The organism is Woeseia oceani, from assembly GCF_001677435.1.
In the GTDB taxonomy this organism is placed as follows: domain Bacteria; phylum Pseudomonadota; class Gammaproteobacteria; order Steroidobacterales; family Woeseiaceae; genus Woeseia; species Woeseia oceani.
The window spans coordinates 3,876,710-3,892,141 of the sequence record NZ_CP016268.1 but is presented as its reverse complement, the minus strand read 5'-3'; the positions used below and the strand labels follow the sequence as shown (position 1 = coordinate 3,892,141).

Below are 15,432 nucleotides of genomic sequence, written 5' to 3'. Positions count from 1 at the left end.
ATGACCACGCTCTTGCTCGGCCTGTTGCTGTTTCTCGGTATTCACTCGGTGTCGATCGTTGCCAGCGGTCTGCGTGACCGTTTGGCCGCGCGCAGCGAACTTGCCTGGAAAGCGTTCTACAGTTTGGTGGCTATCGTCGGCCTGTACCTGATCGTACGCGGTTATGCTGCTGCGCGAATGGAGCCCGTCGTTCTTTACCTGCCCCCTGCAGGATTGCGGCATGTGGCGGCATTGCTGCTGCTGCCCGTGTTTATTTTGTTCTTTGCGCCGTACTTTCCCGGCCGCATCAAGACGGCAACGCGTCACCCACAGCTGATTGCTGTCAAGCTATGGGCCGTAGCGCATTTGCTGGTCAATGGAATGCTGGCCGATGTCGTGCTGTTCGGCTCGATCCTTGTCTGGGCCATCGTGGACCGCATCTCAATGAAGCACCGTGTGGCGCGGCCCGTCCCTGGTGCGCCGCCGACCGCCATGAACGATGCTCTCTTGATTGTGATTGGCATCGCTGGGTACGTGTTGATGGTGACCTGGCTGCACCGGGTATGGTTCGGCGTGTCACCGTTTGGCATCTAGTGCCCCGGCCCTCGTCGTCCGGCTGACCTATGAACCCAGCCGGTAACGCAGTTTGATCACCAGCTGATCTTCCAGCGGATCGCTCCAGGAGTCACGGAACAGATCGGAATAAGGCAGATAGTCGCGGCGCCGCGAGTCGCCTTTCGTGTACACGATGTAAAGGTCTGACAGCGGCGCTATCTGCCAGCGATAGCGCAGTTGAAAGCTGAGTTGGGACAGACTGAAATCGTCTGCGGGTCCCGGCGGTTTCGGGACGGCAGTTAGCGCGGTGCTGTCTGTTGCGAGTTCATAGAACTCGCTTTCCTGGGCACGAATACCGACCCATTGCAGTCCGACGCTCAGGTGCTGGCGCGCTGTCGGAAAGTAGTCGGCGCTCAGTGACGGCTGCCACTGACGAGCGTCGAAGGCCGTGAAGTTTCTGCCCTCCTGGTGCAACAGCCAGCCATTGCGATCAAACCAGGTGGTTTTCAGGTCAACCCTGAAATTGCTGTGCGGCTGCCAGACTACGCCGGCTTGAGCCTCGTAGGTAGTGTCGCCAACAAATTCTTCCTGCACATTAACCTTGCCGTACACGCTCACTCGCTTTGCTGTGTTGGTTCGGTACAGGAAGCTGAGGCTTCTGCGGGTAGCGACATCGAATACACCATTGCCGAAGCTGTTGCGGTCATCGTAACGCTGTGGAAAGTAAGCGCCGGAAACCTCGACTTCATCCAGATTGTTCAATTTGAAATTGAAGCTCGATGCGAGTGCGTTGTTGGTTCGATAACCATCGCCATTGACTTCATAGCGGATGAACGGCGAAATCGTGAAATCGCGAATGCGTTTAAGACCTGATTTGACCCACTCCAGGCTATACCATGCTTCACGAACATCGTTACGTCGTTGGAAGCCAAGGTCGTTTACATTCAATGTGTCGTCGAGCGCGGTTAGTTCCAGTTTGTGGGTCAGGCCCTGTCGCGGGTTATAGCTAATGTCGGCGTAGGCACCATAGCCGCGCCCGCTCTCGTCACGATCGGAGGTCAGAACCTGACCGTCAACGCCCCACCGGCCGTCGCGGCCAAGGTATTTGAAGTCCGCCGCATGGACGACGGCAGCAACATCCGGGTGCGCGACAATTGTCGAAATCATTCCCAGCCCGCGGTAGGTATCACCCTCGCTGTTTTCGTACAGAACCCGGAATGCTCCAAAGCTACGCCCGTCCTGCAGGTACTCAGTGCCATCGACATTGAAAGAGTTCTCGTCTTCGAACGCGCCAAGCAGACCAAAGCGCAGCGGCCCCCGCTGACCGGTTACCTTGGCCGCGCCCAGCAATTCGTTGGGTTGCACCGCCTGACGCAATGGCAGTCGGGTACCGGGTGGCAGCGCCGGCCTGCGTGGCCGGCCGCCAATACGCCGTGTGTTCACCACCGTGAAACGCTGCGAGCTGGAAGTTGCGCGCGATGTTGTGTTGAAGATGTTCTGGCCTTCAAGGAAGAACAACCGTTTCTCCGGAAAGAATGTTTCATCCGCCGTCAAATTAACAGTTACTTCATCAGACTCGACTGAACCGAAGTCGGGGTTAAGCGTTGCGGTCAGCTGCAAGTCTGTCGATGGCCTCCAGAACAGATCTACGCCGGCTTTGAAGCGGGCCTCGTGATCGACGCGATCATAGGTAGCCGACGCATACGGAAACAGGCTCCACTGGCTACGGGGATTAACACCTTGCAGCGTGAACTTTGGAAATTCGCTAATGAAGCTTGCGCGTGAATCCGGCAACGCGGGCCACGCCCAGGTTTCGTTCCGTGAGCCGACCCTGCGAGATATTTGCACACCAATTTTCCGTTCGCCGGCCGTCGCAGGCATGCTCATTTGCGACCATGGAATGAATGCCTCGGCGCTCCAGCCTTTATCCGTACGCTGGCTGGCGCCGTACCATGCTCCATCCCATTCGCGGCTGTACTGGCGTTCGGGAAGAAGCGTGCCGTCCATGAGGTTGTCGCCCAGAGCGATACTCATCCAGTAGCCGTATAGTCCGCTGCCCGACATATCAAAATTGACCGTGACCCGATCGCGAACCTCGCTGACATTGTCGCGGGCAGTAATACGTTCGACGAGCGTTTTCGCTGGCTGCACCATGTCGAAAGACACGTAGACGCCACGCAACGTGTAGAAAACGCGGAAGTCAGTTGACCATTCGGAAAGGGCAAGCGTATCCGGTTCGGTGACGCGCAACGGCGGGTTGGCAGGCGGGATGGACCACGCTGCTTCATCGAGATGACCGTCGATAACAATATTTGCAGCGGATTCTTCGACAAACGGCATTGAAACAGTAGCGGCGCGCGGAGTCGCCGAAGTGACCATCTGATCGTTCACGGCCTGATCAGCAAACAGGACACCACTGGCCCCTGACGCCAAAAGAAATGAAATCGCGGAATGTACGCTTCGATGCATCTTAAATTTCCCTGACCCGGGCTTTCCATGCACACGCACACGCGTTTGCCTGGCAGTGGCCAACTCAAGGTATCCCCCCCAAAGCTATTGTACGATGACGTACCGCGCGGCCGATAAACAGCCTCGCACAATCTGTATTCTGACCTGTTCCCGGTCCTTTCGTGCTATTGGCGTTGCGAGTTGTTGCTCAATATACCGTTCTTTGCGCTGCCGACTCTTCTTGCGGTACCTGCAGACTACCCGTCCGGGCGCTGCATGATACAGCGCCCGGACGGGTAGTCTGTAGCGCTGGGTTCTGTTTCACAAGCGTGCCTGAACCAGATGTGTCACACAGCATCTACGATAAAACTTTGCTTTCTCCTGTAATCTAACGACCAGCGTCCGTTCATAGGGGCGTGAATGCAGTGTTCTGCTCACAACGAGGACAAGTCCATGGGCAAAGAACAAAGAAGCAACAAAGAAACGAGGAAACAGCCGGCCATGACGGCAAAAGAGAAAAAGGCCGCCAAGAAAGCCAAGAAAAACGAAAGAGGGCGTATCGGCGAGTGACGATGCACGGCAGCCGGTCGCAGAGCTGATGGAGTGCGACCCGGAGTGGTTCGCGGGCTGCTTCCGCCGAATACCCGAGAGTCAGTTAGTACCGTCGGCCGTTCAGGGCCGGCGGTGCATTCCTTCCTGATACAGCAAGCCGCGTACGCAAACCGGCGAGGCTGTGTTTCTACCCTGTTTGCCTACTCATGATGCGCGCCGATTGTTGGCCCGGGTACAGCGGACGCGTCTCTGTCACCGTGGCAGAAAAAATCAGCTGAATTGTTGCGCCAGACGCAAACCGCATTGGTACCGTTTATGGCTTGACAGCTTGCAGGGTGGTGCGTAGTTTTGCATTGAGCTGATCATATATGAATAACTTTTTTATATATAACTCAATTGTGGGGCGCACCCGCCCTGGTGCGTGGGCTCGAATATTCCTGCTCGCACTGCTCTCCAGTGTGAGCATTGCGCAGAGCAATGAGTCCAAACCGAACTTCATCATAATTTTCACGGATGATCAGGGCTACGCCGATGTTGGTGTCTTTGGCGGAGAGCAATTGCAAACTCCGAATCTTGACCAAATGGCGGCAGAAGGACTGCAACTGACCAACTTTTACTCGGCGGCACCATTGTGCTCACCGTCGAGAGCGGCATTGATGACCGGCAGCTATCCACGACGAATCGACATGGCTTACGGTTCGGATTTCATGGTGTTGCTGGCGGAAGACCCGAAAGGTCTGAACCCCGATGAGGTGACCATTGCCGAAGTGTTGCAGGAAGCCGGGTACGCGACGGGCATGGTTGGCAAATGGCATTTGGGTGATCAGCGCGTATTTCTTCCCACGAGGCACGGGTTTGATGAGTTTTTCGGGATTCCCTACAGCCACGATATTCATCCGTTTCATCCCTTACAGGAGCGGTTCAACTTTCCGCCTTTGCCTTTAATCGAAGGCGAAACAGTCATAGAGACGGACCCGGATGCTGATCAACTGACCGCAAGAATGACCGAGCGGGCGATACAGTTCATTTCGGAACACCAATCGGAGCCGTTCTTTTTGTACTTGGCGCATCCGGCTCCTCATGAGCCAATTCATGTTGCGCCAGCGTTTCTCGATAACGCGTCGGACGAGGCACGTGCTGCCTTGAGGGAAGAGCGTGGCACGATCAATTATCAGGGCCGTCGTGCATTGTATCCACAGGCAATTGCTGAGCTGGATTGGTCGGTTGGCGAAGTACTGAAAACACTGAAGTCACTCGGACTGGATGAGCAAACGCTGGTTATTTTTACTTCCGACAATGGACCCGTGGTTGGCAGTGCAGCGCCGCTACGTGGCCGCAAAGGCAGTGCATTTGAGGGCGGTGTGCGGGAGCCTGCGATTGTTCGCTGGCCGGGAACGCTCCCGGTCGGCCAGACAAACAGTGAATTGATGTCGACAATGGACTTGTTGCCTACGCTGACCAAGCTGGCATCCGCGCAGTTGCCAGATGACCGAGTTATCGATGGCAAGAATGTCTGGCCCGTTCTGACGCAGGCGGCAAAAAGCCCGCACGACGACTTTTACTATTTCGTCGAGAACACCATCGCCGCCGTTCGATCCGGACGATGGAAACTGCACACGTCCGACGGAGAACCGACGGCGCTGTACAATCTGGATAGTGACATCGGGGAACAGCACAACGTGCTTGATGAGTTCGGTCAGATTGCGGCGGAGCTCCAGCGAAAAATCGACGCATTCGAAGTCGAAATGTCGACCAACAGCCGGCCTGCGGGCTGGGTGAGTGACCCGGTACCGTTGACCCAGCACTGAACTCATCCGGTCATTGGCCGCGGCACTAACCCGGCACCTTCAGTGTGTCGCGGTCGCAGAGCCGTTGATTCACCGTTGTTTTGCCTGTACCCGAATGCCGAAAATCCAGTGCGACACCGGTTCGCGTAATAATCTGCTCGGGTAACCGGTCTTTTTCATTCTGCCCAATCTGGAAGCAGGCACGCTGCCCATACACGTCAACGAACGACAGCATGTGCGGGTGGCGCGCTACAACCCAAGCAATCCACTGGAGGATTCATGAAGACATTTGCCGTACTTTTTTTACGCGTTTCTATGGGCTGGCTACAGGTCCTCTGGGGAATCGACAAGCTGGTCAACGTTGAGCATGGCGTACGCGTGTCCGAAGCTTTCTATATGGGGCTTGGGGCAAACGCGACAATACAGACCGTGTTCGGAGGTCTGCAGGTATTGCTGGGTGTGCTGTTGATCGTGGGCTTGTTCCGGCGGGTCGCCTATCCAGCGCAGACGCTCATTGCTGCCGCTACCGCGCTGGGCGTCTGGAAATCGATCATCGATCCATGGGGCTGGTTTCTGGAGGGCACCAATGTCCTGTTCTATCCGTCATTGATTGTTCTGGCTGCGGCGCTGGTACTGCAATCGTTCAAGGATGACGATGTGCTTTCTCTGGACAGTCGCCGTACGCGGTGATTCCCGCTCTCGCAGGGCTGCGGTATCGTTTCGGCAGTTGCCAACTGTCGAAATGATGCGGCAATGCCGTGCAGATGATTTTGCCAGCCGTCGTCCGCACGGTTCTCGCCTGCGATGCGTGTCATCCTGCGGCGAATAATGTTGTCACTGAACTACTCTGGTGGTGGAAGATAGACTAGAGTCCCTTCTGATGGCCGCGCCCATCGTTGAACGTTTCGCACGCTTCCGACCAATAATAAAAATGACGTCGACCCAAGTTCTTAACCACCGCCTTGTGAGTCCCGTGAAATCTGCCGGCTTCAGCGCGGACTCAACATCGGTGTGGACAGTACATGACGATCTGATTGCACGACGCCGGGACATTTACCGCGGTTTCGAAGAAGCCCACCTCAATCCGTGGAGAACGCCCGAGAGCAGCGCTTATGTTTCGCCGGAGTGGCGGTGGGAGGAGGCACGGGGCCGGAGCATATTGTCCGCTTGCGGCCGTTACTACCTGGCAATGCTGCCGGCTATTGATCATCCGGGCGTATTCAGCCGCGTTTTCGATCTCCGCAGTCATGCATTGCTGACCGTGAACTACGGACCTTGCTGGTTCGTGGACGCGTCAGGGGTGTTGCTCAAGAGTCACAATAACACCGTCGCGTCAGGTACGGATCTTGCTCGTCTCGAGCCGTCAGGCCTCGGCCATCTGTACGATTTCCAGAAGGGTTACCTCTACCCGCTGGATTTCCTGCCCCAAGGCCATGCGCAACTCTGTTTGTCACCGGACCTGCAGCATGCGGCATCGTGGAAAGGGTGGCGCGAGCACAACGTTGAAGTACCGCATCGCGCAAACGAAGTCTCGGTGTGGGATGTTGCCGATCAACGCCGGGTATCTCGTCTCGAATACTCTGCGACGCAGACGCCTGGCGGACACCAGGACGCGATAAGTGAGGCCGTATTCCTGCCGGGAAAGTCGCCGCGCTTGCTGACGGCCAGTAAGCAAGAGAGCTGGGGTGTGGCGAACGATAACTGCAATGGCCTGGTCTGGGATTTCGAGAATGGCGAACCTCTCTTCGCGCTGGAAACTGACAACCGTGCCGCGCTTCTGCCCACAGTGACTCCCGATGGCAGCCGTATTCTGGTCGTGACCGAACGCAACACTCTGCGTGAACCGTTTGTCCGCTGCCTGGACGCTACGAACGGACGCGAATTATTCTGTACCGAATCTCACGACGGCGGTTCACTGCAGTCACAGGAGTGCGGCGTCGATCAAATTGCTGTTTCTCCGGATTCGCTCTACCTGGCCAGTCTTTGTGCGCGCTCTGGTGAGGTTCATATCACGGATCTGGTCCGGGGTTGTCTGACGGATACAGTAGTAGTGGACGGTATCGAACAGGATGTCGATGATTCGGGGCTGATCCGCTTTTCGCCGGACTCCAGCAAGCTGCTGGTTTCCTGTCGGTCTGATCAAATCAGCGTGTTTGAGCTGGAAGGCTAGTGGCAGGCTGCAATGAATGGCAGCCAATATGAATAATTGGCGATTGAGCGGGCGGAACCCGGGCAGGCTCGGGCAGTGCAATACGTAGACGGAGAAACTTGATGCGATCAGTAACGGTTACTCGTTCCAGCTGGTATAGCTACGACGGTGAGTTGGAGACACCCAACGTCACAGTCACGACTGAACCACTGAATGAATTCGTTGCATCGTCGACTATCACTCCATTGAGTGCTGCCATCGGCCAGTTCGGGGTGATCCCACCCCGTCATCTGATGAACGAGCTTTTCAGTAGTGGCCAGGCAGGCAAATCTTACAGCTGGGAGCCGTTTCAGATATCGGAGCTGGAATACAAAACGCTTTCAGATTCACTGGTCGGTAATTCCTGTGACGGTTTCGTCATCACCGAACGCAGTCTGTGGACCAGCGCGACAATGGACGAGTGGTTTGAGGCGCTGAAGTCGAAAATCCGCTCCAACCCGACCGTCAAACAGCTTTCGTGGTCCGCCCAGCACTCTGTTATTGGTATTCCGATCGCAAAGACCGAGTGGATCACCCGAAACGTGGACTTCAAGGGACGCAAATCCGAGAACATTGATGGGATATTGCGGCCACTGAGACCATTCTTGCGCGGCTTGCAGCACTGTGTGCCGGAATGCTGTCGTATCGAGGCGTTTAGCTTCCACGCCGACAATGTACTGAAGCAGGCCGATGAACAGGGGCGTCGTGAACTGGCCGGTTTGCTCGACAAAGTATTGATCGATCTTGAACAGCTGGACGACTCGATTGAGGTGGTCAGCAGTGAGATGCTCAACGACAAACTAATGAAACAGGAAGTGTGTAGTCTGATAGAACATTTTCGCGCCGTGCTTGCACGAGGTGAATAGCCTGGTAAAAGTTCTGATGCTGCCGTCCAATGATATCGACGCAATTTCTTTCGTTCGATTCGCGTCGCTGCGCCCTGTGACTGCGGTTGTCGAGTGGAATTCGGCCTGATGACCGGAATAATTGGCGTTCGGTGTCGGTTTCGCGCCGCCGTTCAGGTAGCTTTCACATTCACTCAGCAATACTCGCTACGCTTGCCGGGTGGAAAATAATGAGTAAACACAAAGGACCGACCGAAGCTGGCAGCGGTGGAAAACTGGGCCACAGATCCATGGATCACCGTAGCTACAACGCTGAAATCAAGAACGCGGCCAAGAAAAAGCGGCGGCTTCAGGAGCGCCCGGACATTGACAACCAATTGAACGAATCAACCACGGACAAGGAAATGCGGCATGCGGAATAGCGTTGCACGAATAATAAGTCTGGTATTGCTTGCGACCGTAGCCCCCATCCCCGGGTATGCGCAGGCATTTGATCATGGCAACTCGGTGGACGTTTGCAACAAAGGCGATATCGACCTGCACTACGTCGCCTTCGGCACCAACGATTCGTTCTTCGGTGGTTACACGGCCAAAATATCTGCCTGGCATACGGTCGAGCCTGGCGATTGCGAAGACGTTGCCCTGTCAGGCTACGAAACCATCGCGCTTGGCTTTTTGCAGGTCAACAATAAAGGAGTACGCGGTAACCCGGTCTACGTGCTGGAAGATGCAACCTCGGTCGGTAGTACGGAGTGGGCCCCGGCATTGCTTTGCGTGCCAACCAACGACCGGCTTTCGGATGACGACACTCACGGTGCGATCAGTCAACGTTACAAGCCGCCCTGCGAGGAGGGCTTCGCCGAGTTCAAAATGTCATTCGGCGTCATTCCGAACGGCAACTGGCCCACCTACAACCTGAATGCACGAGGTTCGGACCTGCTGATGCCGTGGCCGGCGTCGTCGATAACGCCATCCGCGAGCGAGACCCGCACCAGTAGCAGCTCCAGCAGCAACGCTATGAGCAACGTTGAAATCGCTGCAAGGATCTTGCTGGGCGCCGCAAAGGGTTTGGAGGACGGCAAGATTCGGCAAATCGCATCCGTGTGCGAATCCAGTATTCTCACTATGGCGTTCGCCTTTTCCAAAGAGGGTCCGACACAGGCCTGCAAGTGCATAGCGACCAACATCGTCAAGCAGGAACCTGCGACGGTTGTATCGGGCATGATTGCCGATATTGAAGCGGACCGGGATTTCGAAACGGTCTATGGACGCGTACCGGAAGCTAACGTTGAAGGTTACCTGGAAAGCTGCATCACGCCGCTAAACTAGATATCGCCAGGTGCCGGCGCCCGGCGCCAATTTTGGATACCGTTTGTACCGTCATGCGAAACAGCAGGCCCTGCCTTGCTGTTCACAGTATGGCCCCTTGATTACAAAGACAAAGTCCCAGGCGCATTGTGGGTAGCCAGAAAATCAAGCAATGTGGGCGGACTTAGTGACCCTTCGCGGAACGTAATCGTAAGCTGGCGGTGATTGCCGGAATCGAAACGAGCCTCAGTAACACCACTGATTCGCTGCAACCGCTCGACCAGTGTTACGCGATGACCTATTTGTGATTCCTGATCCAGCTGTACTTTAATTGTCGACTGTAAGTTGGTCATTGGCAGCTCGTAAGTCAAAGGCCCAGCATACGCATAAACCGGAGGGGCCGAGCGATCATTTCGAGTAGTGGGTACTGTTGGCAAAGGTGTCTCAAAATTAACCCCGTTAACTCGTCTAAAATGTACCCGGACCATCTCACCTGAGGCCATTTCTCCAGAGTAGCTGAAATGAAATCCGTTAAGAACATTATTGTAGTCCCGCAGGGAAGTTACGACCCCCTGGCATTAGTTGCTCAGATACTGGCGGTAACACGGGGTTCTGGTGCAAAGGTTACGTTACTGGGTGTGCTCGATCCGCCCCCCGATGATCCGGACACCCGAGTTGCGCTGTCTAATCTCCACACCTGGGCAGCCGCCGCGCAATTGCGGGAGTTCCAGAAAATTGCGGAAGCGTTGGTGAAAGAAGGGGTCGAGGCGACGATAAAGCAACGCGATGGCAAGCCGGGCCGAGAGATCATTCGTGAGGTGACCGAAACTGATTGCGACCTCGTCATAAAGCCAGCAGAGAGCGAGGGTAGAAAGCTCGAATTTCTGTTCGGCAGTACGGATATGCAACTCTTCCGTTTGTGTCCGGTTCCGGTCTGGGTATTCAAACCAACGCAATCCCCGGAGATCAAACGGATCATGGTAGCTGTTGATCTGGTGCCCTCAGATACGCAGAAATCAGCGCTTGCGGATACCGTCTTGCAATGGGGGAAATACGTTGCCGGGCTCACCAATGCCGAACTGCATATTTCTCACGTATGGGATCTGCAATGGGAAAACATCGTGCGTGGCCAATCTGTGTCGCAACAAACCATCGACAGTCTGCTTACAGCTTTGGAGCAACGACACCGAAAGTGGTTCGATGATGTGCTTGCCGAAAATAATCTGGATGTAAACAAAGCCAAGGTGCACCTCCACAAAGGTGATCCGAAAATTGTTCTACCGATGGTCGCGAACGACGAGCACATCGATCTGCTCGTAATGGGTACAGTGGGTAGAACCGGGATACCCGGCTTTTTCATTGGTAATACGGCTGAATCGGTATTGCGCCAGGCGACCTGTTCGGTGTTGGCGCTCAAACCCAAAGGCTTCGGCACAGTGGAAACGTGAAGGTTGTTCCGCAACCAGTCGTTACTGCTTTTCCTCAGGTTCCTGGTGGAAACCAAAAGAGTGTCCGCAAAAGGGGGCAGGTCCTTTTTCCGATAAAAATGCTGACACCTATTTCTCGCTACAGATAATAGATCGTAAGTATGAACGACAGTGCGAGCCATAGCAGAATCTGCAGTGGCAGCCCGCCGCGGAAAAAATCAGCGAAACGATACCCGCCGGCACTCATCACCAGCAGGTTCGTCTGATAGCCGATGGGGGTCAGGTAACTCATGTTCGCGCCGAACAGGACCGCAAGCACGAATGGTGTTGGCGGCAAACCGAGTTCGTGCGCGACGCTCATAGCAATCGGTGTTGCTATGACGGCAATGGCATTGTTGGTCACCACTTCGGTGAGTAATGCCGTAATGAGCAGCAAAGCGCTCAGTACGTACGGTGCCGGCACGCCCGCCACGAGCACGACGAAGTTGTGTGCAATAAACGCCGCGGCGCCCGTGCCGACCAGCATCGTACCGAGCGCCAGGCTGGTGACGATCACCAGAGTTAGCCGGGTGTCGACTGCACGCCAGGCTTCGTTCCAGGTGAGGCACCGGGAAATCAACATAAGGCCCACGCCGCACAGTGCACTCGCGCTGATCGGTAGAATGCCGAGCGCGGCCACTATTACCACACCGGCCATGATCGATAGCGCCACCGGTACTTTGGCCTTTCGCGGTACCGGAATTGTTCGCGCCAGCAGCAGGAAGTTTGAGGTCTCGGCCAGCTTTTGAATGTCCTCACGCTGCCCTTGCAGCAGAAGCACGTCGCCAGTGCGCAGCAAAGGGTCGGCCGCCTTTTCCATTTGGGTAATCGTTCGCTGTCCGGGCCGGTGCCAGCCAATAGGTGACAGGCCACGCAATGTATCGGCTGGCAGTTGCGACAGGCGTTTCTGGTGTAATGGCGAATTACGCGTCACTACAATCTCAACAATTCGTTCGTCGTTGGTGCGCGAGAGCTCACCTGGTGAAAGCACACTACCCAGTGCGTTACTGGCTGTTTGAATTTCTTCCGGCGTGCCGCGGATACTGAGTTGGTCGCCAGCTTGCAGAATCAGCGTTGGCAAGCGCACGATTTCGAGGTCAGTGCCGCGCCGAATGCGGGTTATGCGAATACCCTCGCCCAACGTACGCATGACCTGTGAGAGCTTAGCGCCGATCATGGGGCTGCTGTTATCGAGCGTCAGCACCGATTCAAATATCCGGGCATCGGTACTAGCCAGCGCCGTGGCACGATCGGGCAGTAGTTTGGGAAGCATCAGCCACAAGTACAAAATGCCAATGCAGGCCGTCAGAAACGCTGGTACCACGAAGTCAAATACCTGCATTCTTGGCATGCCAAGATCTGCGGCAACGGACACTACCAGCAGATTTGTAGACGTACCGATAGTAGTGCTCATGCCACCAATGATGGTCGCAAACCCTGCTGGCATAAGTATTCTCGATGGCGCTACATCGACACTATGAGCTACACCTACCAGGATTGGTAACAGCATGACGACGATGGGTGTGTTGTTGGTAAAGCTGCTGACAAATGCGGCCGTTACCAACGTGGCCAATAGTGCAATTGACTGATTGCGTTGCCAGAGTCGCCTCAGCAATCGGCCGATTGGTCGCAATGCACCGCTGGCATCAATGCCTTTAGCCAGCATCAGCAGCAGGCAGATACTGATCAATGCCTCATTGCCGAAGCCGGCGAGGAAATGCGAGCCGCGCAGCGCTTGCGGGCCTGTTACCGGAAACAACTCAAACAATGCCACCAGTACAATCAGTATTGCGGCGCAAGAGTATTCGATCGCAAACCTTGCGCGCGAAATAATGATCAGCGCAGAAATGGTCAGCAAGATGGCAGCGATGGCGTGCGGTGTGAGTGACATGAGTGGCACACCCGGCCGATAGCGGCACCAGTAACGGGTCAGATTGTAGTCCCGATTTGACCCCCCGAAAGCCGCTGTCGTCAAGGCTTGAACGCTTCGACAGACTTGTGGCGCACAATCTCCGTCAGCGGACTCGCCGGTCGGGGAGGCTTTCTTCTCGGGAAAAGCCCGGCTTGCGCAAGAGTCGCACGACAGTAAAAGGTGCCAGGTTAAATTGCAGAAAATAGACCTGACACCTTTTACGCAAGTGAAACTATTCGTCGGCCGATTGAATAATCAGTAATACAAGACCGTTCAATACCGAATACTGAAATGCACCCGCCAGCGATGCCGTGCCGAGTTGGGTTTGCCACATTTGAAAGTAGGCGCCCCCAAAGGTACTGAATAGCCCGAACCAGATGATCAGCGCGACGCCACAGCCGGCTATTGCGAAAGTTTTCGCACCATTGAATGTCGCTGCGTCACCGCGACGGGCTCGCCACAGGTCCACTGCTCCTTTGGCAGCCAGAAGTCCGGCAAGAACTTCGAGAGCAATGATTACGATCAACGCAACCCATATCAGAGCAGGCGAGGTTATCGCCGGTCCGAAGTGCGACGGGTAAACAGCGTGATCACTCATCGTGAGTACCGCGGCGACGAAGCCGTAAGCGGCGTTCAGGTTCACGATATTCTGCAGGGCGTACATCAGGCAGAACAGTGCAACAAATGCGGCAAGCACAGACTTGATGATCCGAATCATGAGTGTTCCCCGATTGTTATTATTGGGACCGTCAGTCTAGCAACCGCTGCGTTCTTTGGGCCATTCGATTTGTCGATTGAGTGCCGCCACAATAACGTGGCCAAAGAGAAAGGCCTTCAGGCTGCAAAAAAGCAGTGGCGAAAACCTCGATGGCCCCGATGCTTCGGGTCTGTTTCACCGGATATCAGAGCTATCTGCTGCGCAAAAGTCGATTTTCAGCAGCAAAACCAACTAAACTGTCGCGCTCACAACAGTGTTCCCCAAGCACTGTGGATAGCGCATTGGCCGAAAGCTGAGGCGCACTTTTCCGGATAGTAGTTACATGCAAGTTCCCGCTTCAAACCCGGCGCGATCCGTCTGGCTCGCACTGGCGTTGTTATTGCTCGCATTCTGCATGCGTTCGGTGCTGGTCGTGATTGCACCGCTGGTCAGCGATATTCAGGCGGAGTACGGGCTGTCCGCGTCCAGCGCGTCGTTGCTGATCGCCGTACCTGTGCTCTGTTTCGCCTTGCTGGCGCCGGTTGCGCCGCGCTTGAGTCTGCGATTCCACTCCGAGCCGGTGTTGCTCGCCTGTGCGCTGCTGATCAGTATCGGTACCGTACTGCGCGTTCTGCCCGCCATGCCTGCGTTGATGCTGGGGACCGTTGCGCTCGGTTGCGGTATCGCGGTCGCCAACGTATTGCTACCGGCTTTCGTCAAACGTCATTTCCCGGAGAGAACTGGTCTGATGACCGGGCTCTACCTGGTTGCCATGAGCGGCGGCGCGACGCTTGCGGCTGTGGCCGCTGTGCCAATGACAGAGGTAACGGCCAGCTGGCGCGTGCCGGCCACGGTGTGGGCTTTGCCGGCATTGCTGGCTGCAGTTGCCTGGTCAGTACACCTTCGGCGTGGCAAGGGCCAACAAGTACCGGTCACACCCTACGGCAGTCTGTGGCGGAATCCGCTTGCATGGCAAGTCACAGTGTTCATGGGGCTTCAGTCCGTTGGTTTTTATTCGATGACGGCATGGCTGCCCACTGTTCTGGTCGATGCCGGTTTGAGTCGTGCCGCTGCTGGCGGCCATCTGTCGGTTTTGACGCTGTTGGGTATTCCCACCGCCTTGTTCATGCCGGTTCTGGCGATGCGCTTGCGCGATCAGCGATTGTTGGCTTTGGGAGTATCCCTGCTGACATCGGCGGGGGTTGCCGGGCTGTTGCTCGCGCCGGCCACGGCAACGTTGCTGTGGTCTTCCTTGATCGGGATTGGGATCGGATCTGCATTCAGTGTGTCGATGGTTCTGATCGTGTTACGCAGCCGCGATGGGCAACAAGCTGCACAACTCTCAAGCATGGCGCAGACTGGCGGCTATCTGCTGGCAACACTGGGCCCGGTCCTCGTCGGCGCACTGTACGATCTGACGGGCGGCTGGCACGCCGCGATGGGCTTGTTGCTGTTCGCGACACTGGTGCAGGGCGTTGCCGGCCTGTTGGCCGGACGCGACCGCGTCGTTACCGGTGCGCCGTTAACGAAGGAACCACCGGCCGACGTGCTTGAGGCGGTGGAGAAAAGCGCAGGACCCAACTGAAGCGTTGATAGCGGTGCTTTGGCGGAGACGTATTTCCTTGCGTGTGAAGAGCGGCAATCAAGCACCGTCGTTGGCTAACTCAAGGGCGTTGTGATATCAGGCTTCTGTCA

At 55.9% G+C, this 15,432-nt stretch carries 13 protein-coding genes; 9 read left to right on the top strand and 4 right to left on the bottom strand.

Annotation, left to right across the window (positions count from 1 at the left end):
- Positions 1-573: an NnrU family protein gene (locus BA177_RS17495; RefSeq protein WP_068619611.1), complete on the top strand. Its 573-nt coding sequence runs from the start codon at positions 1-3 to the stop codon at positions 571-573.
- Positions 574-600: 27 nt separating this feature from the next.
- On the opposite strand, the gene BA177_RS17490 is transcribed toward BA177_RS17495, so the two are convergent.
- Entirely contained in the window at positions 601-3,003 is a 2,403-nt protein-coding gene (locus BA177_RS17490; RefSeq protein ID WP_068618369.1) for a DUF5916 domain-containing protein, read from the bottom strand.
- A gap of 899 nt (positions 3,004-3,902) precedes the next feature.
- Between BA177_RS17490 and BA177_RS17485 the strand changes: the two genes are divergently transcribed.
- The 6 genes from BA177_RS17485 to BA177_RS17455 all read left to right on the top strand — a co-directional run bounded on the left by BA177_RS17485 (position 3,903) and on the right by BA177_RS17455 (position 9,683).
- The gene (locus tag BA177_RS17485) at positions 3,903-5,342 is read left to right on the top strand and encodes a sulfatase family protein (RefSeq protein WP_082990229.1); all 1,440 of its coding nucleotides are present in this window, start codon (positions 3,903-3,905) and stop codon (positions 5,340-5,342) included.
- 258 nt (positions 5,343-5,600) lie between these two features.
- Entirely contained in the window at positions 5,601-6,011 is a 411-nt protein-coding gene (locus BA177_RS17475; protein ID WP_156762900.1) for a DoxX family membrane protein, read from the top strand.
- A 319-nt stretch (positions 6,012-6,330) separates the two neighbouring features.
- Complete coding sequence (locus BA177_RS17470) at positions 6,331-7,491, top strand: WD40 repeat domain-containing protein (RefSeq protein ID WP_156762899.1); 1,161 nt, start codon at positions 6,331-6,333, stop codon at positions 7,489-7,491.
- 101 nt (positions 7,492-7,592) lie between these two features.
- Entirely contained in the window at positions 7,593-8,375 is a 783-nt protein-coding gene (locus BA177_RS17465; RefSeq protein ID WP_156762898.1) for a DUF6331 family protein, read from the top strand.
- Positions 8,376-8,584: 209 nt separating this feature from the next.
- Positions 8,585-8,776, top strand: coding sequence for a hypothetical protein (locus tag BA177_RS17460; RefSeq protein ID WP_068618360.1), 192 nt, complete (start codon positions 8,585-8,587; stop codon positions 8,774-8,776).
- Entirely contained in the window at positions 8,766-9,683 is a 918-nt protein-coding gene (locus tag BA177_RS17455; RefSeq protein ID WP_068618358.1) for a hypothetical protein, read from the top strand. Before BA177_RS17460 ends, BA177_RS17455 begins: the two co-directional genes overlap by 11 nt.
- A 101-nt stretch (positions 9,684-9,784) precedes the next feature.
- On the opposite strand, the gene BA177_RS17450 is transcribed toward BA177_RS17455, so the two are convergent.
- Positions 9,785-10,015, bottom strand: coding sequence for a hypothetical protein (locus BA177_RS17450; protein WP_068618356.1), 231 nt, complete (start codon positions 10,013-10,015; stop codon positions 9,785-9,787).
- 168 nt (positions 10,016-10,183) lie between these two features.
- Here BA177_RS17450 and BA177_RS17445 point away from each other — a divergent pair, with 168 nt between their 5' ends.
- Positions 10,184-11,110 carry a universal stress protein gene (locus tag BA177_RS17445; RefSeq protein ID WP_068618354.1) on the top strand — a complete coding sequence of 309 codons (927 nt, stop codon included), beginning with the start codon at positions 10,184-10,186 and terminating at the stop codon, positions 11,108-11,110.
- A 118-nt stretch (positions 11,111-11,228) separates the two neighbouring features.
- On the opposite strand, the gene BA177_RS17440 is transcribed toward BA177_RS17445, so the two are convergent.
- Together BA177_RS17440 and BA177_RS17435 are read right to left on the bottom strand one after the other, a co-directional pair.
- Positions 11,229-13,019 (bottom strand): SLC13 family permease, encoded by a 1,791-nt coding sequence (locus BA177_RS17440; protein WP_068618352.1) that lies wholly within the window; start codon positions 13,017-13,019, stop codon positions 11,229-11,231.
- Positions 13,020-13,272: 253 nt separating this feature from the next.
- Positions 13,273-13,758: a DUF2165 family protein gene (locus BA177_RS17435; RefSeq protein ID WP_068618350.1), complete on the bottom strand. Its 486-nt coding sequence runs from the start codon at positions 13,756-13,758 to the stop codon at positions 13,273-13,275.
- 322 nt (positions 13,759-14,080) lie between these two features.
- On the opposite strand from BA177_RS17435, the gene BA177_RS17430 reads away from it, so the two are divergent.
- Positions 14,081-15,322 (top strand): CynX/NimT family MFS transporter, encoded by a 1,242-nt coding sequence (locus tag BA177_RS17430; RefSeq protein WP_068618348.1) that lies wholly within the window; start codon positions 14,081-14,083, stop codon positions 15,320-15,322.
- The last annotated feature ends 110 nt before the right edge of the window (positions 15,323-15,432 follow it).